Source organism: Psychrosphaera aquimarina (assembly GCF_032461525.1).
GTDB classification, from domain to species: Bacteria; Pseudomonadota; Gammaproteobacteria; order Enterobacterales; family Alteromonadaceae; genus Psychrosphaera; species Psychrosphaera aquimarina.
The window spans coordinates 926,772-952,181 of record NZ_JAWCUA010000007.1 but is presented as its reverse complement, the minus strand read 5'-3'; the positions used below and the strand labels follow the sequence as shown (position 1 = coordinate 952,181).

General features: G+C 37.4%; 22 protein-coding genes and 1 riboswitch. Of the genes, 10 read left to right on the top strand and 12 right to left on the bottom strand.

Features of this window, described 5'->3' with window-relative positions:
- Positions 1 to 18 precede the first annotated feature (18 nt).
- From RT723_RS10805 to RT723_RS10780, 6 genes are all read left to right on the top strand, one after another.
- Complete coding sequence (locus RT723_RS10805) at positions 19 to 1,083, top strand: M28 family metallopeptidase (RefSeq protein WP_315947092.1); 1,065 nt, start codon at positions 19 to 21, stop codon at positions 1,081 to 1,083.
- A gap of 153 nt (positions 1,084 to 1,236) precedes the next feature.
- Entirely contained in the window at positions 1,237 to 3,252 is a 2,016-nt protein-coding gene (locus RT723_RS10800; protein ID WP_315947091.1) for a TonB-dependent receptor plug domain-containing protein, read from the top strand.
- Between the two features lie 34 nt (positions 3,253 to 3,286).
- The gene (locus tag RT723_RS10795; protein ID WP_315947090.1) at positions 3,287 to 4,375 is read left to right on the top strand and encodes an HmuY family protein; all 1,089 of its coding nucleotides are present in this window, start codon (positions 3,287 to 3,289) and stop codon (positions 4,373 to 4,375) included.
- A 100-nt stretch (positions 4,376 to 4,475) separates the two neighbouring features.
- Positions 4,476 to 8,636, top strand: a complete 4,161-nt coding sequence (locus RT723_RS10790; protein WP_315947089.1) for a cobaltochelatase subunit CobN — start codon at positions 4,476 to 4,478, stop codon at positions 8,634 to 8,636.
- Positions 8,637 to 8,815: 179 nt separating this feature from the next.
- Positions 8,816 to 10,141 (top strand): Na+/H+ antiporter family protein, encoded by a 1,326-nt coding sequence (locus RT723_RS10785; RefSeq protein WP_315947088.1) that lies wholly within the window; start codon positions 8,816 to 8,818, stop codon positions 10,139 to 10,141.
- A gap of 63 nt (positions 10,142 to 10,204) precedes the next feature.
- Positions 10,205 to 10,495: a hypothetical protein gene (locus tag RT723_RS10780; RefSeq protein ID WP_315947087.1), complete on the top strand. Its 291-nt coding sequence runs from the start codon at positions 10,205 to 10,207 to the stop codon at positions 10,493 to 10,495.
- 70 nt (positions 10,496 to 10,565) lie between these two features.
- Here the strand turns inward: RT723_RS10780 and moaE are convergent, their stop codons facing one another.
- The 6 genes from moaE to moaA all read right to left on the bottom strand — a co-directional run bounded on the left by moaE (position 10,566) and on the right by moaA (position 13,989).
- A complete protein-coding gene (gene moaE, locus RT723_RS10775; protein ID WP_315947086.1) occupies positions 10,566 to 11,033 on the bottom strand; it encodes a molybdopterin synthase catalytic subunit MoaE in 468 nt (155 codons plus the stop codon).
- Between the two features lies 1 nt (position 11,034).
- A complete protein-coding gene (gene moaD, locus RT723_RS10770; RefSeq protein WP_315947085.1) occupies positions 11,035 to 11,310 on the bottom strand; it encodes a molybdopterin synthase sulfur carrier subunit in 276 nt (91 codons plus the stop codon).
- Positions 11,307 to 11,813 (bottom strand): cyclic pyranopterin monophosphate synthase MoaC, encoded by a 507-nt coding sequence (gene moaC / locus RT723_RS10765; RefSeq protein WP_315947084.1) that lies wholly within the window; start codon positions 11,811 to 11,813, stop codon positions 11,307 to 11,309. Before moaC ends, moaD begins: the two co-directional genes overlap by 4 nt.
- 3 nt (positions 11,814 to 11,816) lie before the next feature.
- The gene (moaB, locus tag RT723_RS10760) at positions 11,817 to 12,359 is read right to left on the bottom strand and encodes a molybdenum cofactor biosynthesis protein B (RefSeq protein WP_315947082.1); all 543 of its coding nucleotides are present in this window, start codon (positions 12,357 to 12,359) and stop codon (positions 11,817 to 11,819) included.
- 59 nt (positions 12,360 to 12,418) lie between these two features.
- Positions 12,419 to 13,015, bottom strand: a complete 597-nt coding sequence (gene mobA, locus RT723_RS10755; protein ID WP_315947081.1) for a molybdenum cofactor guanylyltransferase — start codon at positions 13,013 to 13,015, stop codon at positions 12,419 to 12,421.
- Between the two features lie 2 nt (positions 13,016 to 13,017).
- On the bottom strand, positions 13,018 to 13,989 hold the full coding sequence (moaA, locus tag RT723_RS10750) for a GTP 3',8-cyclase MoaA (RefSeq protein WP_315947080.1): 972 nt from the start codon (positions 13,987 to 13,989) through the stop codon (positions 13,018 to 13,020).
- A riboswitch (molybdenum cofactor riboswitch) is annotated at positions 13,976 to 14,183 on the bottom strand. It overlaps the preceding gene by 14 nt.
- 203 nt (positions 14,184 to 14,386) lie before the next feature.
- On the opposite strand from moaA, the gene RT723_RS10745 reads away from it, so the two are divergent.
- Both RT723_RS10745 and RT723_RS10740 read left to right on the top strand, forming a co-directional pair.
- On the top strand, positions 14,387 to 15,148 hold the full coding sequence (locus tag RT723_RS10745) for a molybdopterin-synthase adenylyltransferase MoeB (protein ID WP_216054051.1): 762 nt from the start codon (positions 14,387 to 14,389) through the stop codon (positions 15,146 to 15,148).
- A gap of 89 nt (positions 15,149 to 15,237) precedes the next feature.
- Positions 15,238 to 16,080, top strand: coding sequence for a substrate-binding periplasmic protein (locus RT723_RS10740; RefSeq protein WP_315947077.1), 843 nt, complete (start codon positions 15,238 to 15,240; stop codon positions 16,078 to 16,080).
- Between the two features lie 31 nt (positions 16,081 to 16,111).
- Here RT723_RS10740 and RT723_RS10735 read toward each other — a convergent pair whose 3' ends face one another.
- The 4 genes from RT723_RS10735 to modA all read right to left on the bottom strand — a co-directional run bounded on the left by RT723_RS10735 (position 16,112) and on the right by modA (position 20,772).
- On the bottom strand, positions 16,112 to 17,941 hold the full coding sequence (locus tag RT723_RS10735; protein ID WP_315947190.1) for an ABC transporter ATP-binding protein: 1,830 nt from the start codon (positions 17,939 to 17,941) through the stop codon (positions 16,112 to 16,114).
- 124 nt (positions 17,942 to 18,065) lie between these two features.
- A complete protein-coding gene (locus RT723_RS10730) occupies positions 18,066 to 19,262 on the bottom strand; it encodes an ATP-binding cassette domain-containing protein (RefSeq protein ID WP_315947076.1) in 1,197 nt (398 codons plus the stop codon).
- On the bottom strand, positions 19,259 to 19,945 hold the full coding sequence (gene modB / locus RT723_RS10725; RefSeq protein WP_315947074.1) for a molybdate ABC transporter permease subunit: 687 nt from the start codon (positions 19,943 to 19,945) through the stop codon (positions 19,259 to 19,261). The genes RT723_RS10730 and modB overlap by 4 nt, the downstream gene beginning before the upstream one ends.
- A complete protein-coding gene (modA, locus tag RT723_RS10720) occupies positions 19,942 to 20,772 on the bottom strand; it encodes a molybdate ABC transporter substrate-binding protein (protein WP_315947072.1) in 831 nt (276 codons plus the stop codon). The genes modB and modA overlap by 4 nt, the downstream gene beginning before the upstream one ends.
- A 184-nt stretch (positions 20,773 to 20,956) precedes the next feature.
- Between modA and RT723_RS10715 the strand changes: the two genes are divergently transcribed.
- Positions 20,957 to 21,196 (top strand): RNA recognition motif domain-containing protein, encoded by a 240-nt coding sequence (locus RT723_RS10715; RefSeq protein ID WP_216054056.1) that lies wholly within the window; start codon positions 20,957 to 20,959, stop codon positions 21,194 to 21,196.
- 136 nt (positions 21,197 to 21,332) lie between these two features.
- Here the strand turns inward: RT723_RS10715 and RT723_RS10710 are convergent, their stop codons facing one another.
- Positions 21,333 to 22,487, bottom strand: a complete 1,155-nt coding sequence (locus tag RT723_RS10710) for a hypothetical protein (RefSeq protein WP_315947070.1) — start codon at positions 22,485 to 22,487, stop codon at positions 21,333 to 21,335.
- Between the two features lie 50 nt (positions 22,488 to 22,537).
- Positions 22,538 to 23,362 (bottom strand): hypothetical protein, encoded by an 825-nt coding sequence (locus RT723_RS10705; protein ID WP_315947068.1) that lies wholly within the window; start codon positions 23,360 to 23,362, stop codon positions 22,538 to 22,540.
- 626 nt (positions 23,363 to 23,988) lie between these two features.
- Here RT723_RS10705 and RT723_RS10700 point away from each other — a divergent pair.
- The gene (locus tag RT723_RS10700) at positions 23,989 to 25,233 is read left to right on the top strand and encodes a beta-barrel domain-containing protein (protein ID WP_315947066.1); all 1,245 of its coding nucleotides are present in this window, start codon (positions 23,989 to 23,991) and stop codon (positions 25,231 to 25,233) included.
- Positions 25,234 to 25,410 lie beyond the last annotated feature (177 nt).

Here is a 25,410-nt window from a genome sequence, read left to right as displayed (position 1 = left end):
AATACTATGGAATTAAATATGAAATCCCTAATATCAAGTCTATTCATTCTCCTTATATCCAGTACTGCATTTGCAAAAGATTCAACGCCTACTGAAAGTTTTGCGTGGCAAAAATTAGTTGAATTAACCGATGAAACGATAGGCATTGGTGCAAGGCCTGCAGGTTCAGATAAAGAAAAAGAAACTGCAGCTTGGATAAAGGAGCAATGGCAAACATTAGGATATACCGTCAACGAGTTTCCATTTGAATTCACGTTAAGAAAAAAGTCGTTTACCTCCTCAAACTTATCCATGGTGATCAAAGGCCAATCAGACAAAACCATTATTATTGGCGCGCATTATGACTCCACAGGCGAGAAACAAGGTAGTTTAGGCACCACGGATAATGGCTCTGGTGTTGCGGCTATTTTGGCGTTAGCAAAACGATTAAAAGGTCAAACCTTGCCTTATACGATTAAGTTAATCGCTTTTGGTGCTGAGGAGTACGGTTTGCAAGGTTCAAAAGCTTATGTTGGTAAACAACAAGAGTCGCTTGAAAACGTAATTGGCATGATTAACTTAGATACTATTATCGGTGGTGACAAACTCTATATTCATAATGCCCATGAAAAATCATATAAATGTAACGCAGTTGAGAACCCGAAATACAACTCGTCATCGGTATTGAGAGACGGATTGTTAACCACATCTAAAGCCTTATTTGCTGACCATAGTCACATGTTACACCCTGCCTATGACGGTTACCCAGAAGGACAAACAGGAAGTTGGTCAGATCACGCACCTTTTGCATGCAGTGGGATGCCAATTGCTTATTTGGAAGCCACTAACTTTGCAATAAATGGACATTCAGGTAATGACGGATATTCTCAAACGACACATAGTGATGTATGGAGCTGTTATAAAGAAGATGGAAAAACCGCCTGCGATAGAGACTCAGAGAAAAAGTGGGGCATGATCTGGCACACTGAGTTTGACCGACTAGACAAATTAACCACGCTGTTCAAAAACAAATTGAAACATCAATTAATCCAAAATGTTGATGTACTAGAAACTTTTGTAAAACAGGCTGATAAAAGTATTTAGCATAGAATCATTTGAACAATAGTAAAAAATAGCGCCTAAAAGGCGCTATTTTTTTATCTATGAATTTACAAATCGGAGAGGTGAAATAAAAAAACAACAATCTAATTGATAATCGTTCTCATTTGTATTGACTTAAGTGTTAATAAGTTTATTATGTTTGCAAATAAGAATCATTATCATTTAAATAATATGTCGCGCTTTAATCTCTATCTGTTACTAACCTTATTATCACCCGCTTTAACCCAATCTGTTTTTGCCAAAGAAATAGAAACCTTAGTTGTATCTGGAACGAGAACGCCAAAGTTGTTGAGTAACTCGCCAGTGTCTGTAGACGTAATTGAAGGTGAAACTATTCAACTGTTAAGCCAAGGTACGTTAGCCAATGTTTTAGACTTTATACCTGGCGTTGTTATTACTCGAAGTGCTAAAGATGGTTATAACGTTCAGATGCAAGGTTTTTATAGTAAACATGTACTTATCTTAATTGATAGCTTGCCTGTCGTTTCACCAACGGGATCCTCAGTAGATTTAGATCAAATTAGCGCCAGTGACATAGCACAAATAGAGATAATTAAAGGGGCTGCGTCTGTTATGTATGGCAGTTCGGCATTAGGTGGTGTGATCAACATCATCACTAACAAAGACAGTTCAGCCGCAACGTCACTGAGTTATCAAATATCACAATATATAGACCGTGAATACGAAGGTTCAGCACCGTTTTCAAATACATTAAAATTTAATACGGGTGCGTATGTTTTTGGTTGGGATCATAAAGTTAATGTGCAACTCATCCAAGATACAGGGTTTGATTACGACCTCAATACGGTTGCTGTGGATGCTGCAGAACTGGATAAAACTTTTCTAAACTACTCTACCAGCAAAACATTAAGTCAGTTGATTGCTCAATTTAAATATCAGTATTTTGATGAATATAAAAAGCGTGATGTTTCTGTGTTACCGGGACAATCTGATATCGTATTTTATTCTTCAGACGTTCATCAACATCAATTCGACTTTTCACTAAATAACCCCGAAAGTGGTAAAAATTGGCGCACGAATACACGTTATATTAGTCATCAAGAAACCAGTGGCCAGACAGGGAGCTTACGTGAAACCACAATAACGTTAGCTGAAATTGATGGTCAAAAAGTATGGCAACATGGAAGCATTAATCCTAAGTCTACAGGCGAATCTGGTTCAGAAACGGTTGCTGGTTGGTTATTACATCAAGATCAATTAGACCAATATAAACCTGCTGATGGCAGTGTTGAAATTAACGATGAATCTCGCAGTAGCATTGAAGCCTATGTTCAGCATAACTTTATTTATAAAAATGCTCAGTACCTAGCCGGTTTTCGCGCACAACAAGATTCGGATTTTGGGACACATACCGCATTTAGAATTAGCTCAATGCTGAACTTAGGTAAAAGTGGTACTCCAATAAAATGGCGTGTAGGACTTGGACAAGCTTACCGAGTACCTGATTTAAAAGAACGTTTTTATGTATTTGACCACAGTAACTTAGGTTACATGGTGTTGGGTAATGAAAACTTAATGCCTGAAACAGCTACTAGCTTGAACACCAGTTTGTCTGTACGTACTAGCTTATTTGATCACTTTGCGGACGTATCATTAGAAATTGCAGGTCATTATTCTGAAACGGAAGACTTGATCAATACGGTACATAACGCACAGTTATCTGCTGAAACAGGTTTGGATATTTCAGAATATAGCAATGTCGAACAAACCAAGATTTATGGCTTTGATGTGAGTTCAGAAGTCACTTTTGAGCAGTGGAGTTGGCAAGTAAATTATGCTTACAACGACAGCAAAGATGACAATAAACAGCGCCTTCAAGGCCGACCTCGTCATCAAGCTAAAGTCAGTGTTAACTATCAATTTGATCAACCTTCAATTAATGCCATTTTATATGCCGTTTATCAAGCGGACGAAGTGATCCCTAGTTCGTACGACGGAGCCGTTGTAACAGATTACACCATTGTAAAATTTAGCTTATCCCATGCATTAACTGAGCAATTGTCATTACGTTTTTCAGTAAACAATTTATTTGATGAACATAAAGATCTTGCCGCTCAAAAAATAAACCATTTTGATCCACGCCCAATATCAAGCCGAGAGCTGGTGTTTGGTGTGAATTACCAATTTTAAAAATAAAACTATTAATACTTTCAAGGAGTTTGTTATGAAAAACCTATTTAAACTATCCCTATTATCTCTTGCTGTTGTGTTGGCTGGTTGTAGTGATGACGATAAAAAAGTGATTGAAGAAGACGTGGTTGTAGAAGGCGAGATCTTTGGTCCATTCTCAACGGGTTCTAGTCAAGAGTCACACTTCGCGTATTTTGATTTAAATACTCAATCTTTGCTTGAACTTACCGCAGAAGAAGCCGCAACAAACACAGAATGGGATATAGCGTTTAAACGTACAGGTGTGTACTTGAATGAAGCACAAGATACGCCTGTTTCAGTTTATTTCACAGGTAATAACGCTGACTTTTATGATGCTAATGGTGCGGCTGTTGTAGATACATTTGTCGCTGCAACACCAGATTCAGAACTTGCTGATTACACTGCGGTAACATTTGCTGACATTCCATCTGATGAGAATATGTTTGTATCTGATGTAACTGAGCGCATTTTAGATGGTTTTTATAACTATGACTTCACAACACATGTAGTGACAGCTGCAGATGATAAATATTTCATCGTGCAGTCGGATGACTTATTCACAAAATACAGTGTGACCGACTTAGTACAAGATGGTATGGCAATGACAAGCGTAACCTTAAGCGTTGCTGTACAAGATAATACAACGGAAGAATTTGGTGAAACAACAGACGTTGTTGTTGATCTAACTTCATGTGTGGCAGGTGAATCCAAATACATTGACTTAGATGGTCAGTCGGTTGTTACTGCCACTGCTGCATACGATTTAACCATTGAGTGTGCCGATGGCGGTGCTGATTTCGCTATTGATTTAGTTGACGATGCATCAGCAATTCAAGATTTCACTAACGCGTTTAGTGGAGTGGCCGTTGCAGCAGCAACCCATTATGGTTTCCAACCAAATCAATATACGGTTCGTGCCTTTTCTGAAAATAACTGGTATGCCTACAACCTACAAAGTGGCCACAAATTATGGTCACAATACGGCGTTTATATTGTTAAAACCGGTGAACAATACTTCAAGATCCAGTTCACTAGTTATTACGATGCAGAAGGTACTTCAGGCAGTTATAGCTTACGTGCAGACGAATTAACGTCTGACTAATTACAGCTAACATTAAATACATTAATCAAAATAGAGTCAGGTATTTCAGTACCTGTCTCTTTTTGGTTTTAAATAGATTGGTATAAAAAGACAATTAATTATGTTGAATATTCGATTAAATAAGTTTGTTTCTTTGGTCACAGTTGCGCTGTTATTCCTGAACAATCAAGCAAGCGCAAAAACGTCAGAAACTACAGCTGATCCTGCAACATCTACAAAGATTTTATTTATCAGTGCTGCACACAGTAATAGAGCCAAAGTGACTTTATTAAAAGATGCCGCTAAAACTCATGAAGCAAAATGGAGCATCACCCATAAATCGACTCGTGATTTAAAAGATGTAAAACAAGTAGAGCAGTTGTTTAATCAGCACCAATTTATAGTATTAGATGGTGTATCAAAAAATGAATCCGAGAAAAGTTACCAGGCCTACCTAGGGCTGATAGCAAAGAGCGATAAGGTGTTTTTTGCGCCAGGTTGGTTGTTTCAGCAGGCTGCTCAAAAAGGCATTAACAAAGAGCAACAAATTAACTTACGTGACTATTGGAAAAACGGTGGTCGAGTAAACTTAACCAATATGTTGAGTTATATCAGTGTTAACGTATTAGATTCTGGTAAGTCAGATTTAGAGTTTGCCAAACCTATTATTTTTCCAGAAAAAGGCATCTATCATCCAACATTACCTAATCTAATTGTTGATAATTTAGATGATTACTTTGCATGGAAAAAGCCAGCGGCTAATCAACCTAAAATAGCGTTATTGTTTCAACGTGCCAATATAGAAATTGAACAAACCACACTGATAGATGAAACCATCAAACGTTTCGAAAACAAAGGCGTACATGTGGTTCCGTTTTTCTTTAAGTTAAGTCCAGGTGAAAAGAATTACAACGAACTCTTGTACACAGGTATAGATCAAACAACACCTGCGGTTGATTTAATTATTAACTTTAGAAATATTCACTGGGCTAATCAGCGTAAATTAGAATTTGAGCAGTTTGGGGTTCCAGTATTACAAGCATTAACGTATTACAGCGGTAATAAAGCGGCATGGGAAGCGGATGAACAAGGCATTGATGCTGGCATGATGGCGTTTACTTTAGTCTTGCCAGAAAGTGCAGGGGTTACCGACCCTATGGTGGTTGCTGCAATGGATAGACGTACTGCTAAAGTTGAAGTTATCGACTATCAGTTAGAACACTTAGTAAACAAAGCGTTTAATTTAACTCAGTTAAAATACAAAAAGAATCAAGACAAAAAGATCACTGTATTTGTATGGGGCGACCAAGATGTTGGGGCGTCATTTATGAATATCCCAACCACATTAAGTGCCATAACTAATACATTAGATTCAGAAGGTTATGCAATCCCAAGCCAAGACGACACTTTTTTCAGTGACAAAGTTAAAAACATATTAGACCCATTTTATCGTGACTATCAGCTTGATGAATTGTTGAAAAATGACTTAGCTGAATTAATGCCAATTGCTGAATATAAGCGTTGGTATGCCACTTTACCTAAAGCAATAACGGATAAGATCACCGAGCATTGGGGACAGCCTGAAGATAACTTTATGGCGGTTCAACGTGAGGGGACAGATTGGTTCGTATTGCCACGTATACGTAACGGCAATATGTTAGTCATGCGTCAGCCACCTCGTTCTGATAACAAAGAGAAAGAGTCGGGTATTTTCCATGAAGGCCTAGTGCCAATTAATCACTTCTATCTAGCCGCGTACTTTTATGCGCGTGATTATTGGAAAAGTGATGCCATAGTGCATTTAGGAACTCATGGATCTCAAGAGTATTTAGGCGGTAAAGAACGTGGTTTGTCTATGTATGACCAAGGCAATTTAGCGGTTTGGGATACACCGGTTGTCTATCCATTTATTGTTGATGATGTTGGTGAAGCCATGCAAACCAAACGTCGTGGACGCGCTACTGTCATTTCACATATGACACCTCCTTTTGCTGCTGCTGGCTTACATGGTGATATTTCGGTATTACATGAATTAATGCATCAATATAAACAACTTGATGAAGGTGGTGTAAAACAAAAAACAGCTAAACAAATTGAAGCTAAGTGTATTGAAGCTAATTTATGTAAAGACATAGCTTGGGATGAAGCTCAAATAGCGGCTGATTTTGAAGGGTTTTATGATGCCTTACATACCCACATGGAATCGATTGCTACAGCCAATCAACCATTAGGTTTACATACCTTTGGCGAGTTAGCTGAAACCCGTTTGTTAGTTTCAACCTTAGTGCAAATGTTAGGTGTTGAGTTCACCAACTTAGCATCTGAATTTGAACATGATGAGTTTGTCTCCGAAGAGCATGGCTCACACGATGATCACGATGAGGATGACAAAGACAAACACAGTCATAATTTCCATGAAACGGGAACGTCTGAAAAAGATGACGTTAACGACTTATTACCAGAGCAAGAGCTTGAGCAATTAGCTGGTTACCAAACAGTTTATAATTATATTGTATTGCCTGTAATAGACGCTAAAGAAGCACAACAACCTGTTGAATTTGACGATTTATCTGATGAGTTAAAGACGTTTATTGAAACGGGTAAAAATATGTATGCCAGCATGACAGGTATTCGTGAGTTAACCAGCATGTCTGACTTTTTATCAGGTAAGTATATTCCAGTTAAAACCGGCGGTGATCCAATCCGTAACCCAGAGTCATTAGCTACAGGTTACAACTTATATGGTTTTGATCCGTCAAAAGTACCAACCAAAGCAGCCTACGAACAAGGTAAAGAATTAATTCAACAAATGATTTCAGATCATGTTGCTAAAAATGGTTCTTATCCAGATAAAATGGCCTTTTCTTTGTGGTCTATTGAGACGATGCGCCATTATGGTGTACTAGAAGCGCAAGCGTTATATGCTATGGGTGTAAGGCCAATCTGGACTGAAACTGGGCGTGTAGTCGGTTCTGAGATCATTCCTTATTCAGAGTTAGGTCGTCCGCGTGTGGATGTGGTGTTATCTGCAACAGCACTATACCGTGATGCTTTTCCAAATGTTATGCAGCGTTTAGCCAAAGCGGTTGAACAAGTAGCACAGTTAAAAGAAGACTCAAATCCTATCTGGCGTAACAGTGTCCGCATTAAACAAGAACTATTAGACCAAGGTGTATCAGAAGACGATGCACAATATATGTCTACGGTTCGTGTGTTTTCCAATAAATCTGGGGATTACGGTTCTACAGTGGATACCATTGCTTGGGATAGTGGTTCTTGGGAATCAGACTCAGTGATTGCTGATAGTTACATGAACAAGATGGGTTATGCATTTGGTGCTGACCGCAGCCGTTGGGGTCAAAAACTGACGAATGAAAATGGCGAAAGAGTTAACTTATATGGTAAACAGTTATCAGGCACTGACATAGCCTTATTCTCTCGCTCATCTAACTTATATGGCATGTTGTCATCAGATGATCCGTTTGAATACTTTGGCGCATTAAGTTTAGCGGTAAGAAACTTAGATGGTAAAAGCCCTAACATGGTGGTGTCTAACTTAAGAAATGCTAACAATGCAAAAGCAGAAGATGCTGGAATATTTTTAGCAAAAGAATTAAGAACCCGTGTATTCCATCCTCGTTGGATCAAAGAAATGCAGAAAGAGGGATACTCAGGTGCGGTAGCCATGAGTTCGCGTATGGATAATTTCTTTGGTTGGCAAGTTGTTGATCCTACCCTTATCCGAGATGATCAATGGGATGAATTCTTTGATGTCTATGTTGATGACAAACTAGAGCTTGGTTTAGATGAATGGTTTGAGAAAACCAATCCACAAGCGTTAGCGCGAATGATGCAACGTATGTTGGAAGCAGAACGTAAAGAATATTGGGAAACCTCACCAGAGCGTCTTAAAAAGTTAGTGGAAACCTATAGTGAGTTTGTTGAAAAATATAACTTGTTTGTAGATAACGAAAAACTGAAAGAAAACGTGACTGAATTAGCGACCGGTTTTGGTTTAACGCCACCTAACTTTAATGCACAAGCTGCACAAGTTGAAGCGGATGCAAATCCGGCGCAAGATCAATCACAAGGGCAAACGGAACAAGTCACGGGACAGAAATTAGAACAACAAAAACCAACGGAATCAGACGTATTAGACAATACGGTTTGGTATTCAATCGTGGGTCTGTTGTTTATTTTCTTTGCTGGTTTTGTTGTTGAATGGTTTAAAGTTAGCCGCACTGAAAGTAGCGAAAAACCCGAGGTTACTGAACTAAATTAGCCTCCAATATAAAGGAGAGTTGAACCAATAAGTTCAACTATCTCAAACGACTAAAAGCGTAAGTTGATCGTTCAACTTACGCTTTTTTATTAGCATTACTCGTTATTGTGTCTAGTAATCTCATACAATTCAGACATAATCCAATAGGATAAATAAGAATAAAAAAATTAGGGAAAAGTATGAACGCTGTAGTTATTGCGGTATTGCTTATGGTGGGTCTTAGTTTAGCGCGAGTAAATATTGTTATTGCGTTAGTATTAAGTGCTTTATTAGGCGGTGTTGTTGGTGGATTGCCATTGTTAGAAACCGTCAATGTATTCACTCAAGGTTTGGGTGGAGGGGCTGCCATTGCATTAAATTATGCCATGTTAGGTGCATTTGCTGTGACCATATCTCGCTCTGGTATAACCGATGTATTAGCCAATAAAGTTATTACAAGAATTAGCGGGAAAAATGCAACCGCAGGCAGTACCATTTGGGTTAAGAGCATATTATTTGGTGTGATTTTGCTTGCTGCCATTGCTTCACAAAATATAGTCCCTGTACATATTGCCTTTATCCCAATTCTTATCCCTCCTTTGTTACATGTAATGGCTCAGCTCAAATTAGACAGACGCGCTGTTGCTTGTATTTTAACCTTTGGTTTAACTTCAACTTATATGTTGTTGCCAGTTGGCTTTGGTAAAATATTCCTTAATACCTTGCTGTACACAAACTTAGTGGATAATGGCGTAAGTATTCAAGCAGACCAATTACCTTTGGTAATGGCAATCCCTGTGTTTGGCATGTTTTTAGGCTTGTTAGTTGCCTTGTTTGTTACTTATCGTGGTAAACGCGAGTACTCGTTAGATAAAATTTTAGAATCAGAACCTGAAAGCCATACTATAAAAACGAAACACCTATGGGTTGCTGTGATTGCAATTATCAGTGCACTGTCAACTCAATTAGCCACAGACTCTGTGATCATAGGTTCATTAACGGGGCTGGTTGTCTTTGTTATTGGCGGTGTATTAAAAGTTGAAGAAACCCAAGATGTATTTACCAAAGGGGTTTATATGATGGGCTTATTTGGATTTATTATGATCTCAGCCGCGGGTTTTGCCGAGGTAATGAAAGCCACTCATGCGATAGACTCATTAGTATTAACTACCACAGATTTAGTTGGTGACAATAAAGTATTAGCGGCATTTTTAATGTTGTTAACAGGATTGTTGGTCACTATGGGCATTGGCTCTTCATTTTCCACCATTCCAATTATTGCCTCTATATACGTACCATTAGCATTAGGGTTTGGTTTCTCTCCAATGGCAACGGCTGCGTTAGTTGGTGCTGCAGCAGCATTAGGTGATGCGGGATCGCCTGCATCTGATTCAACCTTAGGGCCAACATCAGGTTTAAATGCAGACGGACAACACGATCATATTTGGGATTCAGTCGTACCCACTTTCTTGCACTACAATATTCCACTGATAATCTTTGGTGTTATTGCAGCGATGGTGTTGTAAACAAGCAAGCTATAAGAATGGCTTCGCCACAAGTTTTAAGCTTTAAGTAAGAGCAAAGAAAGTATGTATCTATCATTCAATAAATATTCAAAAATTCTGAGGTTAATTGGTTTTGTATTTGTCTGTTTTGGCTTATTTAAGGGGTACTCTGCGATTGAGAGCATGCAAGATAAAACAGTTAATGTTGTTTTAAACGGCGTAAGTCGCAATGATATTTTAGCTAAGCTAATGGGACTATTTATCCCATTTATACTTATTTCTGTTGGTTTGTGGCTTACAATGACTAAATCAAAAACGTTAATTAACGTTCATAAAATTAGGGAACAGTTCTGGGATATTTTTCACGGCAAATAAATAATATTAATGTGAATGTTTATCTCAAGTCTAAGTTGAAAAGTCGATGATTATCGGTTTTAAGAAAAACTTAAAACTTCTCCCACCTTTGTTGGGCGATTTCATCTTTAACTTCAGCTTCTACCCAACGGGTGCCTAGGTCTGTGTTTTCTTTTTTCCAAAACGGCGCGCGGTTTTTAAGAAAATCCATAATAAACTGCGCGGCTTCAAATGCGGCTTCGCGATGTTTACTGGTGACGCCAACAAATACGATTTGATCAGATAAGTTTAGTTGACCAACACGATGAATAACTCTCACTTTACCTAACGGCCATTTTGCACGAGCGTTAAGGACAATATCTTCTAATGCTTTTTCTGTCATGCCCGGGTAATGCTCTAAAGTGAGTCCTTGCACATGATTACCTTGATTGTAGTCTCGTACTAATCCCACAAACGTCACGACCGCACCATCAGCGCTATTAATCGTACTGTCGGTATTAGTCAGTAGGGCGTGGTATTCAGTTGCCATATCAAAGTCGTGTGTTTGCACCGATATCATTTTATCCGCCTGTTACCGGAGGGAAAAAAGCAACTTCATCACCATCTTGCAAAATATGCTCACCATTCACTATGGTTTGGTTTACTGCCATTAATAACTTGCCGTTTTGCATATTTAATTGCCAAGTATCGTCGGTGTTTGCTAGTTGCTCACGTAATTGTTCAAGTGTGAACGCTGATTTTAATGTTGAAGCAAACTTTGGATCGTTAAGGTCAATTCTTAACTCGGCACAGTTTAGTGATTCTCTCAGTTGGGCGAAAAATAGGACTTTGATCATTGTGAATCGCTTTCATCAATTTGTTTATTTTCATGTCGCCAATGGCCTGTTTTACCACCGACTTTTTCTAATACTTTAATGCCTTGAATTTCCATATAAGGATCAGCCGCTTTGCACATATCAAATAAGGTTAATGTGGCAACACTTACAGCCGTCAATGCTTCCATTTCAACCCCCGTACGGCCAGTTAATTTACACATGGCTTGTACACGTATGCGGTTAAAGTCTGGTTGGATTTCAAAATCCACATCCACTTTTGATAAGGCCAATGGGTGGCACAAAGGAATTAAATCGGCACATTTTTTTGCAGCTTGAATACCGGCAATTTTTGCAGTGGTGATCACATCACCTTTTTTATTGGTGTGATTAATGACTTCTTGGATAGTAGCAGGTGACATCAAGATGTAACCCTCTGCAATTGCCGTTCTTACCGTTGGCGTTTTGTCAGTAACATCAACCATATTTGCTTGGCCGGTTTGATCTACATGAGTTAACTTTGTCATGAATTAACCTCTCGACGTGTTGCAAGTATCAACCGCTGACTTTAATTGACCTACAAAATTACAAGGACGATGTGATGCGTCTAATTGAGATTCAATTATGCCCCAAGCTGTCTTACACGCACCAGTCGAACCCGGCATACAAAATACTATGGTGCCATTGGCTAATCCGGCCACCGCACGTGATTGAATCGTGGAAGTGCCTATTTCTTGATAAGACACATGTCTAAATAATTCGCCAAATCCATCTACTACTTTATCAAACAAAGGCAGCATAGCCTCTGGTGTTGAGTCACGTTTGGTGAAGCCTGTGCCTCCGGTAATTAATACGGCTTGCACATCTGTACTGGCAATCCAGTTGGAAACAACGGCACGCATTTGATAGATATCATCTTTGATAATTTTTTTATCAATCAAGTGATGACCCGTTTGTTTTAACGTGTCTGCAAGATAACCTCCAGAAGTATCGGTCGTTTCGTCACGGGTATCGGATACGGTTAAAACTGCGATATTTAGTGGTGTAAAAGGAACGGTTTGTTTTGCTGCCATCTTGTTACCTGTACTTAATTATTATCTGTTGTTAAGCGGTGTGCCATGTTCAAATGCATCTAATTTCTGGACAAACTGTTGATTAAGTCACACCACTGCTCTGGTGTATTGGTATTGATCAACTTGTCATTTTCGCCAGTGCTTAGTTGTACAGCATCAATACGAGTTAAAAATCGTCTTATAGAACGACTCGGTTTGGTGGCCGAAATATCCGACAAAATTGCTTCCAAATATTCTCTGGTTAAATTGGAATTAGGAATAAATGCAGGAAGCGGATGTTCAATATAATGAACGGCATTATCCATAGTTAACCCGGCTTCAACCAAACATATCAATAAGTCTTCTGACAATAATGGCATATCAATTGGCAACACTATGATTGGGGCACTGTTGTAGCATAACTGACTTTGAAATAACGCACTGTGGATTCCACTAAGCGGCCCTTGATGTGGATATATATCGGGTAAGCTACCTTCTGAAAAGTCATTACGACTAACAAAAACGTCGGTTGCGCCAATTTGTTTTAATAGTTTGATGTTTCTTTGCAGTAAGGTTTCACCGTCAATTTCTAATAAGGCTTTGTCTTCCCCCATACGTGAGGAATAACCACCGGCTAATATTAAACCGACAAAAGGTCTAATTTTATTTGTGCTCATATCTATCCCCCTAACATGGCTAAGTGCGTTGTTGCACCAGTGAAATTTTTAGCGAGTTCATGACCGACTACTTTGTTCGTCATGGCGGCGAGTAAAGCATCACAAGTTTGATCAACGCCATCTTCAGTTAAGTATGGGCGTAAATCTATGCCTTGCTCGGCAAATAAACATAAGTGCAGATTACCATTGGATGCTACGCGTAAACGATTACAAGATTTACAAAAATCAGTACTGTAAGGCATGATCAAACCAAAACGGCCTTTAGACTCTGGATGGTAAAACTCTTGGGCCGGGCCAGCTAACTTGTCTTTAATGACTTGAGTCCAACCTTTTGCCAATAAGTTCTGCTTAATAAACTCTCCAGAGACATGATTATCTGCAAAATATTCTTTGTTATTGCCGGTTTCCATTAACTCAATAAAACGCACAGTGACAGGTTTGTGTTTGATCCAAGTTAAATATTGATCTATTTGCCCTAAGTTAAAGGTCTTTAATAAAACGGCATTAATTTTAACATTGTTAATACCAAGCAAAGTGGCTTTGTCTACTCCGCGTAATATAGATTCAAGGTTTTGCTGACCGGTGATAGCTTGAAACAACCTTGGATCTAAACTGTCTGCGCTTACATTTAAGTGGGTTAACCCGGCATCAATCCATTCGGCGATTTTTTTCTCTAAATTAAAACCGTTGGTGGTGATGGCTATTTGTTCTATGCCTGGCGTGTCCCGACAAATTCGAATAATGTCAGTTAAGTCTTTACGGAGTCCCGGTTCACCACCGGTAATGCGGATTTTTTTCATGCCGAGTTTGGCAAATGCGCTGACTAAGGTTTTAATCTCAGGCACAGTTAGGAAGTCACGAGCCCCTGAACAGTCATAACCGTCGGGTAAGCAATAGTTGCAACTAAAATTGCAGACATCAGTGATGGATAACCGTAAGTATTCAAACTTACGGCCAAAATTGTCTTGTAACATAACACCTTTCCAAATGTGGGAGGCCAGCAACATTTCTATTGTGACCCTGGCAGTACATTTCAAACATCGAAATGACTACGGCTAATCCGCCATATTTATCAAGTTGCTGTAAAACAATAATGTTAAACATCAGCAAGTTAATAAGGTTAGGCGATGAAACGAATGAACGTATTAGCTCGGAGTTAATTTTTGTGAATCTTCATCATAACGATTTTTACTAATTAATAAACACTTGTGATGGCTTATTTTTAGACTCAAATGAAAGTGCTAATAACCAGAAATAACAATAAAGTAACGATTGTTGATCATGAAAAATGGCAAACATTATTTGTTGTTTAAACGAAACAGGTTATGCTCGGTGGTAATCATCTCCAATAAAACAACACACCTCTAAACCATGGCAAAAATAGTAAAACCGTTATCCGATCAACAACTTCTACGTTATAGCCGTCATATCATGTTGCCAAATATGGATATTGATGGGCAAGAGAAGCTTTGGAACAGCAAAGTATTAATCATTGGCGTGGGAGGTTTAGGTTGTGCTGTGGCGCAGTATTTGGCTTGTTCTGGTATTGGAAAGTTAACGCTGGTGGATGACGATAAAGTTGATAAAACCAATTTACAGAGACAAGTGCTGCATACAGAAAATAACGTAGGCTTAAATAAGTGTGACTCGGCCAAACAAAGCCTGCAACAGTTAAATAGTGAAATAACCATAGATACACACACTATACGTTTAACAGGTGAGGTCTTATTACAGACAATACAAGAGCACGATGTTGTAGTGGATTGTTCTGACAATTTAACGACTAGAAACGAATTAAATCTATTGTGTTTTAAAACCAAAACGCCATTGGTTTCTGGTGCAGCCATTAGGATGGAAGGGCAAGTTGCTACTTTTACAATGGACAAAGATCAACCTTGTTATCAATGTATAAGTTCAATGTTTGGAGAGCAGGAATTAACCTGTTCAGAGTCAGGTATTTTATCACCTGTGGTTGGCGTTATAGGATCGTTACAAGCAACTGAAACTATTAAGTTATTAGTGCAAATTGGAGAAGTTTTATCGTCACGTTTATTGATGTTTGATGCTGTTACCATGTCATTTAATGAGTTTAAGTTGAACCAAAATCTGACTTGTTCGGTATGTAGTAAGTAATTCAAATTAATTGAAATTAGATAAATAAGAATTATGTGTTTTACTTAGAGCGTGACAGTGTTGCTCACTGTTTTAACTTTGAGGTTGTTTTGAAATTATATTTAGCATTTTTGTTACTCACAATTAGTTTAACTTGCCAAGCGCAAGTTATAAAAGTGCTCGCCACCTCTGAACAACAAATTGGCAGTATCGATTTTTTTCATCATTTATTAGCGCGTGCATTGGATGTTAGCCAAGACCGTTATGGCGATTATCAATTTGAGTACCGTCAGTTTAATTTTTCTCAAAATCGCAGTTTGAAGATGTTAGAAAACGGTGAGTTAGATGTGATGCATTCCATGACAAATAGTAATCGTGAAAAGCAATTTTTGGCCGTTAAATTTCCATTAGTTAAAGGGTTGATGGGGCATAGAGTATTGGTCATTCACAAAAAAAATAGTGCGGTTTTTGAGAATATTACGCAAAGTGAACTGGCGAAAAAAATTGCCTGCCAAGGATTACACTGGCCTGACTCTGATATATTAGAAGCAAATAAATTCACAGTAGCTAGGATTTTAAGTTTTGAAGCTATGTACGAAATGGTTGCTAAAGGGCGATGCGATTACTTTCCACGTTCAATATTAGAAATAGACAGTGAATTAGTGCGCTTTTCTAAGCTTTATCCTGAGTTAACCTCGGCCAAAAATGTGATGTTGATTTACCCTGCGCCGGTTTATTTCTTTGTAGCAAAATCAAATTTTGCATTAGCTAAACGTTTGCAGGATGGCTTAACTCAATTAGAAAAAAGTGGCGAGATTGAAAAGATATTAACCCAACAACCACTGACTAAACCAATTTTCCCGTTACATAAATGGAAAAACGCAAGGCAGATTCATCTCATTAACCCTGATTTAAATAGCAGCATTAAATCGATAATACCAACAGATCATTAAACTTAGAGTTAACTAAAGGTTTTTTAGAATGTTATTCCAACCCTAAAAAACCACCGGTTTGATGTTGCCACAATTTGGCATAAATTCCATTTAACTCAAGTAGTTCTGCATGGCTTCCCGACTCAACTATCTTGCCTTGATCTAATACTAACAATCTATCCATTTGTGCGATAGTGGATAATCGGTGAGCTATCGCAAGTACGGTTTTGTTTTCCATCAGGTTATCTAAGCTTTTTTGAATGGCTTGTTCTACTTCAGAATCAAGTGCTGAAGTGGCTTCATCTAAGATTAAGATAGGTGCATTTTTTAATATCACACGAGCAATCGCGATACGCTGGCGTTGTCCACCGGACAGTTTCACACCTCGTTCGCCCACTTGAACATCGTATGCGGTATTACCTTTATTATCACTTAACTTAGCAATAAATTCGTCAGCCTCTGCTGCTTTTGCCGCTTCAATAATCTCATCGGTTTGAGCATTTTGTTTACCGTAGGCAATGTTTTCTTTAATAGTACGATGTAACAAAGAAGTGTCTTGCGTCACCATGCTAATGTTAGCTCTAAGGCTACGTTGGCTAACTTCTGCAATGTTTTGCCCATCAATATAAATACCGCCTTTATCGAGATTATAAAAACGTAATAACAAGTTCACTAGGGTAGATTTACCAGCTCCAGAACGACCAACAATACCCACCTTTTCACCAGGTTTTATTTTGATGTCTAATTGATCAAACACTCGATTTTTTTCATCGTAATTAAATGTGATGTTTCTAAAATCTATTGCGCCTTGTTGAATGTTAAGGTCATTGGCGTTGTTAATATCTTGCACTTCTATCGGTTTGGCTAGGGTATTTATACCATCTTGTACTGTGCCTATGTTTTCAAATAAGGCCGACACTTCCCACATTACCCATTGTGACATGCTGTTTATACGTAAACATAAACTGATGGCTATTGCGATGTCCCCGGGTGTGACAACTTGTTGTAGCCACAAGTAAATAGACATTGAAGCCATTGTGAATATTAAAATGGCATTATTGATCCAAACTGCGGAATATAACCAAGTTGCTAAGCGCATTTGTGGATATACGGTTTGTAGAAAACCATCCATGCTGTCTTTGGCATACTCGGCTTCTTGGTTGGTATGAGAAAATAGTTTAACTGTTGAAATATTGGTATAACTATCGACAATACGTCCAGTCATTAAAGATCGAGCATCCGCTTGTTTTTGTGATACTTTTTTAAGTCTTGGTAATAAGGTTCTTAAGATTAAGACATATACGATGAACCAAACAAATAATGGTGTTGCTAGACGCCAGTCGATATTAAAAACCAATACCCCAATCGAGATAAAATAAACACCGATGTACACTAAAATATCGACAACTTTCATCACGGTTTCACGAACCGCTAGAGAGGTTTGCATTACTTTAGTAGCGACCCGCCCGGCAAATTCATTTTGAAAAAACGACAAGCTTTGTGCAAGCAAGTAACTATGTGCTTGCCAGCGAATTTTCATCGGGTAATTACCCATCAGAGTTTGATGCGTTACCAAAGATTGCAGAATAACGATAAATGGCAGTCCGATTAAAACTAATAAGCCCATCCAAATTAACGTAGATTCATTATTGGCAATGAAAGTGGTTCGCTCCTGAGTCGACAACCAGTCAACGAGTTGCCCTAAAAAACCAAATAAAGAGACTTCTAAAACCGCGATCAGGGCACTCATTATTGCAACGGCGAAAACAGCTAATAACATTCCTTTTGAGTAATGCATTAAAAAAGCAAATATACCTGTAGGCGGTTTTAGGTTGTCATTTTTAGGGAAAGGGGTGGTTAGTCTTTCGAAAAAAGAAAAGATCATAATAGGTTGATATCTCGTTAAATTGGGGGATGTTTGGTGTCAAACCTGCAAGTGGTAAATGGTATATGAATTACCTTTAATGCCCAACTGTTTAAGTTTATAAATTGGCAATTAAAGTTAATTAAACCGCTTTAAATTGTACAAATACGTCATCACCAACAGCCAAGTTCATTTTCTCTAAACTTAATTGTGATATTTCGGCAAGCAGGGTTTGGCCGTTAATGTCTAATGACACCAATACTAAGTGTTGCAAGTGTTGAATATCGATGATGTTAATATCGGTAACCTGTGAGGGTAAGTGATTTAACATGCTGCTGGATAAGTTAGCTTGTTTAGACAAACTAATACGATTAGCGTCAATGATAATTGTCTTGTGAGTAAGTTGGTTCTGCTCCAAACCTTTGCAATAGATGACCAATGTATTGTCTTGTTCAGAGTTAGGACCATTAGTTAACTGCCATTGAGTTAGATGATGTTGTGGCAATGGGGTTGGTGCACTGAGTTCCAATTTAGAAAATACGGTTTGGTTACTAGTGGTCGTTAATTTTGGAATTAATATTTCACTGACGCCAACTTGACTAACCTTACCGTTTTTAATCACGATTAAATTGTCTGTCGTAAGTGCGAGTTCTTTCAATGAGTGGCTCACAATGACAAAATAGAGTTGATAGTTTTGCTGTAACTGTACAAGCAAACTCAGCAGCTCTGTTCGGGTATTCCAATCTAATGCTGAAAAAGGTTCATCTAACAAAATAATAGGTTTGCCACACAATAAGCTTCGGGCTAGATTCACTCTTTGTTGTTCGCCACCAGATAAGCTCGTACTGGTTTGGTTCAACAAATGTTGAATACCACACCAATCAATCACTTGCTCAAAACTAAACGGACATGAACTAGTCCAAGATGAATGTTTAATTACAAAAGTTAAATTTGCCAGTACCGTAAGGTTAGGGAAAAGCTGCGCTTGTTGCGTTTGCAATAAACACGGATTTTGATCTGCGGGAAGTTTATCAATACGCTGATCTTGCCAATGCGCTTTGTATTCTATTTGTTTTTTTAAACCTGTATCCACACCTGCAATCGTGCGTAATAACGTAGATTTCCCCGCGCCAGAATCGCCAAATATGCCAACAATACCTTGTGATAGAGGCAGGATTACGTCGATATCTAAAGACAAATACGGAGAAACAGATTTTTGTGTATAAGCTTGTAGCGAAGTAGCTTGTAATGAAACATCTGCTTGTTTCAATGTACGCTGATCCTTGATGTGTAAATCATCATTACTAGATATATGCGAATTTTCTATTGGCGTATTCATGATTTATTTAACGTATAAAAAGATTTATTAAATTTGTATAACAAGGTCAAACTGACAAAAGAAAAACACAATAAGACTAGCGCCAAATTATGTGCTTTGTCATAACTTAACATTTCAACATGGTTATATAGGGCAATAGACAATACTTGTGTTTCGCCTGGAATATTACCACCAATCATTAACACTAAACCAAACTCACCCAAGGTATGGGCAAAGCCTAATGTTGCGGCGCTGATAATACTTGGTTTGATTAAAGGTAAGATCAAAAATACAAAACGTTTAAAGGGCGGAACCCCTAAACTCGACGCGACTTGATCGTACTGATGGCCTAATTGAGAAAAACCAACCATGAGAGGTTGTACTACAAAAGGCAATGAATAAATTAACGAACCTAACAAAATGCCACTGAAACTAAATACCAATTGTTCACCAGTTAAGCTTAACCAAAACGAGCCAAACCAAGTGTCAGGGGAAAAGGCCACAAGCAGATAAAACCCTAAAACCGTTGGGGGCAATACTAAAGGCAGGGCAACCAAAGCTTCAAATATAGGTTTTAATTTGCCTTGGTATTTAGTTAACCACCAAGCTAAAGGTATGCCAATAAATAACAATAAAATGACGGTTAAACCCGCAAGTTTGATAGTTAGCCAAAGGGCTTGTGCATCAGAAAACCAGTCGGTCATTTATTGTTTCCTGCTAATGATGTCGAAACGGCTGTATAACCCATTTTTTCTAACTTAGATTGCACGGTTGGTGATAATAAGTATTCTACTAATCGATGAACCTCATGGATATGTTTACTGCGTTTTAATATTACTAATTGCTGTTCAATGGTTTGGTAATGCTGGTTTGGGATCAACCAATAATGGTTATATTTTTCTTGTTTGAGTTGTTGCTGTGCTTGAATTAATAAAGATAAAGGAACAAGACCTAAATCCACATTATTGGTATTCACAAACTGAAACACCTGATTTACATTATTGCCTAAAATTGTATTTTTGTGTTTGAGCTTTAGTGACGCTAATACTTGTTCTGCGGCCAGTCCAAACGGAGCAAGCTTAGGATTCGCGTACGCTAATTTTCCTTTATTGGAATGTAAAACCTCAATGTAGTTAGTTTTGTTCGAGCCTGATTTATTTGAATGGTGTTTATTTAGGTTTAGTTTATTTGACCATAAGGCTAATTTACCCAGCGCATAAGTTTGTCGGAAAAGGGTGAGCTTATCTTGTTCAAGTAATTGCGGGCGAACAGTGTCGGCCGATAAAAACAAATCAAATGGCGCACCTTGTTTAATTTGAGCGTACAACATACCGCTAGAGCCGGAAGATAACTTAAACTGTATTTGTTTGTTTTTAGGGTAATTTTTTAATAATTGAGTCAAGCTGTAATGGAAGTTACTGGCTACGGCAATTTTAATGTCTGTATTAGCTTGCAGGGTCGTAGAGGATAAAATAAACAATAATATACTGCACAGGCTGAAGAATCGTTTTTGGGATACTAAGAAAGTCATCTAGCGCATATTGTTTGTCTTTAATGGTAAGAATCGTAATGTAACGGAGGTTAAATTGAAAGTGCTAATAATTAACCCAATGCACTTTAGGTCTTGATCCAATGGTTATTACTTGGCATATGTTGCTTTGTCTGGGACAATGTACAACTATTGATATTATCCACAACAAAAGCAAGGCTCAGAGATGAAAATATTAGTTCGTAACCTTTCACGTTCTACCACCGAGGACGAATTATCTGAAGTATTCTCCAAGTTTGGTGACATTGAATATTGTAATTTAGTGTTAGACAAAATGTCTGGAAAATCAAAAGGTTTTGGTTTTGTTGAGATTGCTGATGATAAAAAAGCGTTGTTAGCTATCGTTAAATTGAACGGCACTGTATTAGGCGGCAAACCTATCCGTGTGAAAAAAGCAGACGAATAGTAAAACAACAATTTAATCATTATAGAAAAGCCACTTAGTGGCTTTTTGCGTTTTTGACACATATAAACCATTTTTGGCAAATTTTATGTATCGCCTTCATACTCACGACCACATATTATAATTTAATAATAAAAATCTAACTTTTTTTGACTTCAGCAGAATCGCAGCCGATATTTTCATCTTTAAAAAAGAGACCAATAGAAACAGGTTTCATTCCCATAGCAATGTCTTTTAAAGGGACATAATCGAGGTAATTCGACAATATTTTCTGTTTGAAAGCTCGGTCAATTTTAAAGTCGTGGCTAGTGTATATTTGAGAGCTAATTATAGTACCGGTTAAAGCTCGTCTCGTTGTTTTTTTATATTTTTCTACATAATGATAAATGTCTTTATCTTGTAAACATGATCTTGCATAACCCATAGAAAATGCAACATACATTCTTTGAAGGAAACTATGGAAATAGGGAGTTAAAAAGTACTTAATGATGGTTTTGTTATTCCGTGATAGGTGGTAAGCAACCACTCTGAATGCTGAAAAGTTCTGTTTAGTAATTGCACCACTGTTGTTATCACCTTCTTCAACTCGATAAAACAAGTCGTTTGAAATGAGATATTCAGCAACTTGTTTTTCATCTCTGGTATATAGTTTGAGGTTGCAAGGGATATTGTCCGTACAATTATAAACGTCACGTGACCTTGAATAGTAGGTTTTGGTTAAATATTCAATAACGTCTTCAGTATAATCATCTTTTATTCCGTCAACAAATACACCAAATATTGTTCTATTATCTTGAACGCCCCTAGGTGGCGTTAATGATAACCTCTCAGCTTGTTCAACATATGAGGAATCTGCGATAGGTAACGTTTTCATTACTTCCTTTGCTTTTGATAAAGCCTCTGCAGGAAGTTTCATTTTTTTTGTGCCAAAGTTTAAGCCAAAAATGAAACTATTGGGGAGAGTGGTATCCGTAAAAGTAGATAAATCAAAACGCCACTTTCTGCAGGTCCCTTCAATAATATCTAAATCAAAGTCTTCATCGTCTTTATAAAGTGTTTGGCATTTTTGCACCTTTCCATAAACGTCAATGTCTAGTTTTGCAATAAGGCTTCCCGAGGTATTTTCTTGTCCTTGTTGGTACATCAAACTGATATACCTGTCTGGCTTTTTATAATTGTCTGGCCAAACACTGACACTGTTTTCGTTAATAATTAATACAGGATCAGAAATATGAAACTTGGCATACGCTTCATTAACCGTTAAAAAAAACAATAATAAGAGTTTAATATTCATAGCGCCTTAAAATCCATCTCGGTTAAGCAAGCTCATGGTATCAGTAGTAATTAATCAATTTTTTCTAACAGTGCATCGATTTCTGCTTCTCTGTTACGTTCTTTCTGTTCATATTTTTTCTTGTGTATTTCTTTTATTTTTTTATTCTTTATCGCTGCTTCTTTTCTAAGAGTTATTAATTTGATATTGAGCTTATCAATAATGCCTTCCTCTTCTAAAGCTTTGGTGATGAGCTTACTTCTTTCGTACCCTCTAAACGGGATTAATGCTGGGAATAAACCAATTGGCTTATTAATTTGTTGCACGTATATGTTAATTTCATTAGATGATGTTTTGATAATTGCTTTCATTTTCTCAAACAAGGCCTGTTCAAACTTATTAGAGTGAAAAGGCTGTGATTCAATATCTCGAATCAATTCATTACGATTGGGGTAATTAGCTAACAAATCTGGCTTCCATTTGACACAATTTGAGCTGGAGTTATATACCCCATTTTCTATGTTAGATAATGTCCTTAATCCGGATATCCCAGATTCCGTAAATGAAGTGATGTTATCAGCAGCGTTATCCAGCATAACTTGGTAGGATTTCCTGAACTCCCTATGATCTTTGACTAAGTTTCTTGGATCCAATAATTGTGCGTTTTGGATATAGTCAATCTCATATTCAATCACTTTTATTTGGTTAGCGAGTTTCAGTGCTGGCTCCCTTTTTAACCTTTCTTTGGAAAATTGGCTTATCAAGGCGTCTCTTTTTTTGTTTAGTCGGTTTAAATTGTCTTGTTTAATGTTGCTTAAACGTTTGAATGAATAATTTGATTTTTTTCTAGAGAGAAGATCAATTGCTGCATGGTATGGGCGTAATATATTAAGCACATTCTGATATTCATTTAGTGAAATAATACCTTTAAAAGAGTTAATATATTTGCACTCACTTGGCGTTATATAACGGTAAGCATTATTACCAACGGGCCTAGACTCTGGGAGTTCAATTAAGTACTTTTTTGAGTAAATTGAATAACGCTTTTCAATCTTAGTAGCTAAATTAGTCGGTACAGTAACCTATGATGCTATATCTTGATATTGATATGTTGTTGCACATGCAGTGAGAAAAAGAGATGAAAAAAATATCAAAGGTAGAACTCTAGGTATTTTTATTTTAGAAAAGTTACGCACAATTTGCCTCAACTGGAGAATACAAAAGCTGTATGTTATTTATACCAAATATAATCTTAAAATTAAATGCGTTAACAGATATGGGCAAGTTAAGCTTTATATAAGTGGAAATGGAACGTTTTTTACCAATATTATCAACTTGATACATTACAATACTCAAAAAAGCACAGATAAATTAATAAAGTTTCATTAAATTGTTTTCTTACCAAACATTAAGGAGATTATCGTTAAAACAATAAATGATTAAAAAGTAGACAATAAATTTGACAAAGTCATTTTTCATACAATAATTACCTTTATTAGGAAAATGACAGTCAGGAACAGATATGTCTTTATTTAGAAAGGAAGCTATTTCACATCAAAATGGGCGGTTAGTTGGCGCAATTGTGTTAACTCAACCTATGTCTCTTAAGCTCACCGTTATCTCAATATTGTTAATCGCTAGTTCTATTATTGTTTTTCTTTTTACTGCCGAGTACTCCCGCAAAGAAACCGTACGTGGCTTTTTAATGCCTAATAAAGGCGTGATCAAAAGCTTGGTAAATCAGAGCGGCACAATTGAAAAGGTATGGGTCAAAGAGGGTGACAAGGTAACTAAAGGGCAAATATTAGTGTCCTTGAGAGTACAACAAAATAATCATGAAGGCATTGCTGTCAGCCAACAGTTAATAGCACAGTTAAATAGACAATCCTTATTATTCGACGATGAGCTCAAGCAACATCATTCCCTGCAAAAACAGCAAGTACTTAACCTAAAACAAAATATAGAATCATTAATTAAAGAACAAGCTGCACTCGAAGAACAATTATTATTGGCTCAACAAAAATTTACGTTATTGCAGAATCAACAAGGTGACTTTCGTAAGTTAAATAATAATGGTTATTTATCTGAGTTAGAAAAAGATAACCAACTCCAGTCATTATTAAGCGTTCAGCTTGAACAAAAAAATATAACTAGATTGTTATTACAGCAAAGAAAAGAGCTGAACTTAGCGGAATATAATTTAGCAAGAGCCCCTCAGCAATACGCCTTACAAGTTAATACTATTAACCGTCAAAAAGTGGAAGTTGATCGTCAAATTTCGCAACTAACCAGTAATTACGAATATACCGTTACTGCCAGTCATAATGGCACAGTAACCGGAGTACAAGTTGTTGAAGGGCAAGCTGTGCAAACATCTAAATTACTCATGTTTATTCTACCAGCGGGAAGCGAACTAGTGGCTGAATTGTTATTACCGACTCGTTCAGTTGGTTTTGTTCAATCAGGGCAATTTGCGCGGTTACGATTTGATGCATTCCCATATCAACGTTTTGGATTTATACAAAGCCAAATTACTAGAATAGATAAAGCCTTAATTTCACCTAATGAAGCGCAGTTGCCTGTGCAATTAAATGAACCTATGTATCGCCTAAGAGCTAAGTTAGAACATCAACAATTTGTTGCTTACGGTAAGCAAATAGACCTTATCAGCGGAATGTTATTTGAAGCCGACATTATGTTAGAGCAACGCACATTAATCGAGTGGTTATTCGAACCTGTTTATAGCCTAAAAGGGCGAATCAGTTAACACATTTAAAAGGATTTTCTAAAGAGGTTGTGGGTAGTAAAACACCTGTTGGGAAATATGTGGCTGGCCTAGTTAATCTTTGGCAAGAGCAACTAATACCAGCTTAATTAAGGGCTAATTGCAGTGATTAATACTGTGTTAGTTAATAAACAACCCCGACAGACTTTTGTATAAAAG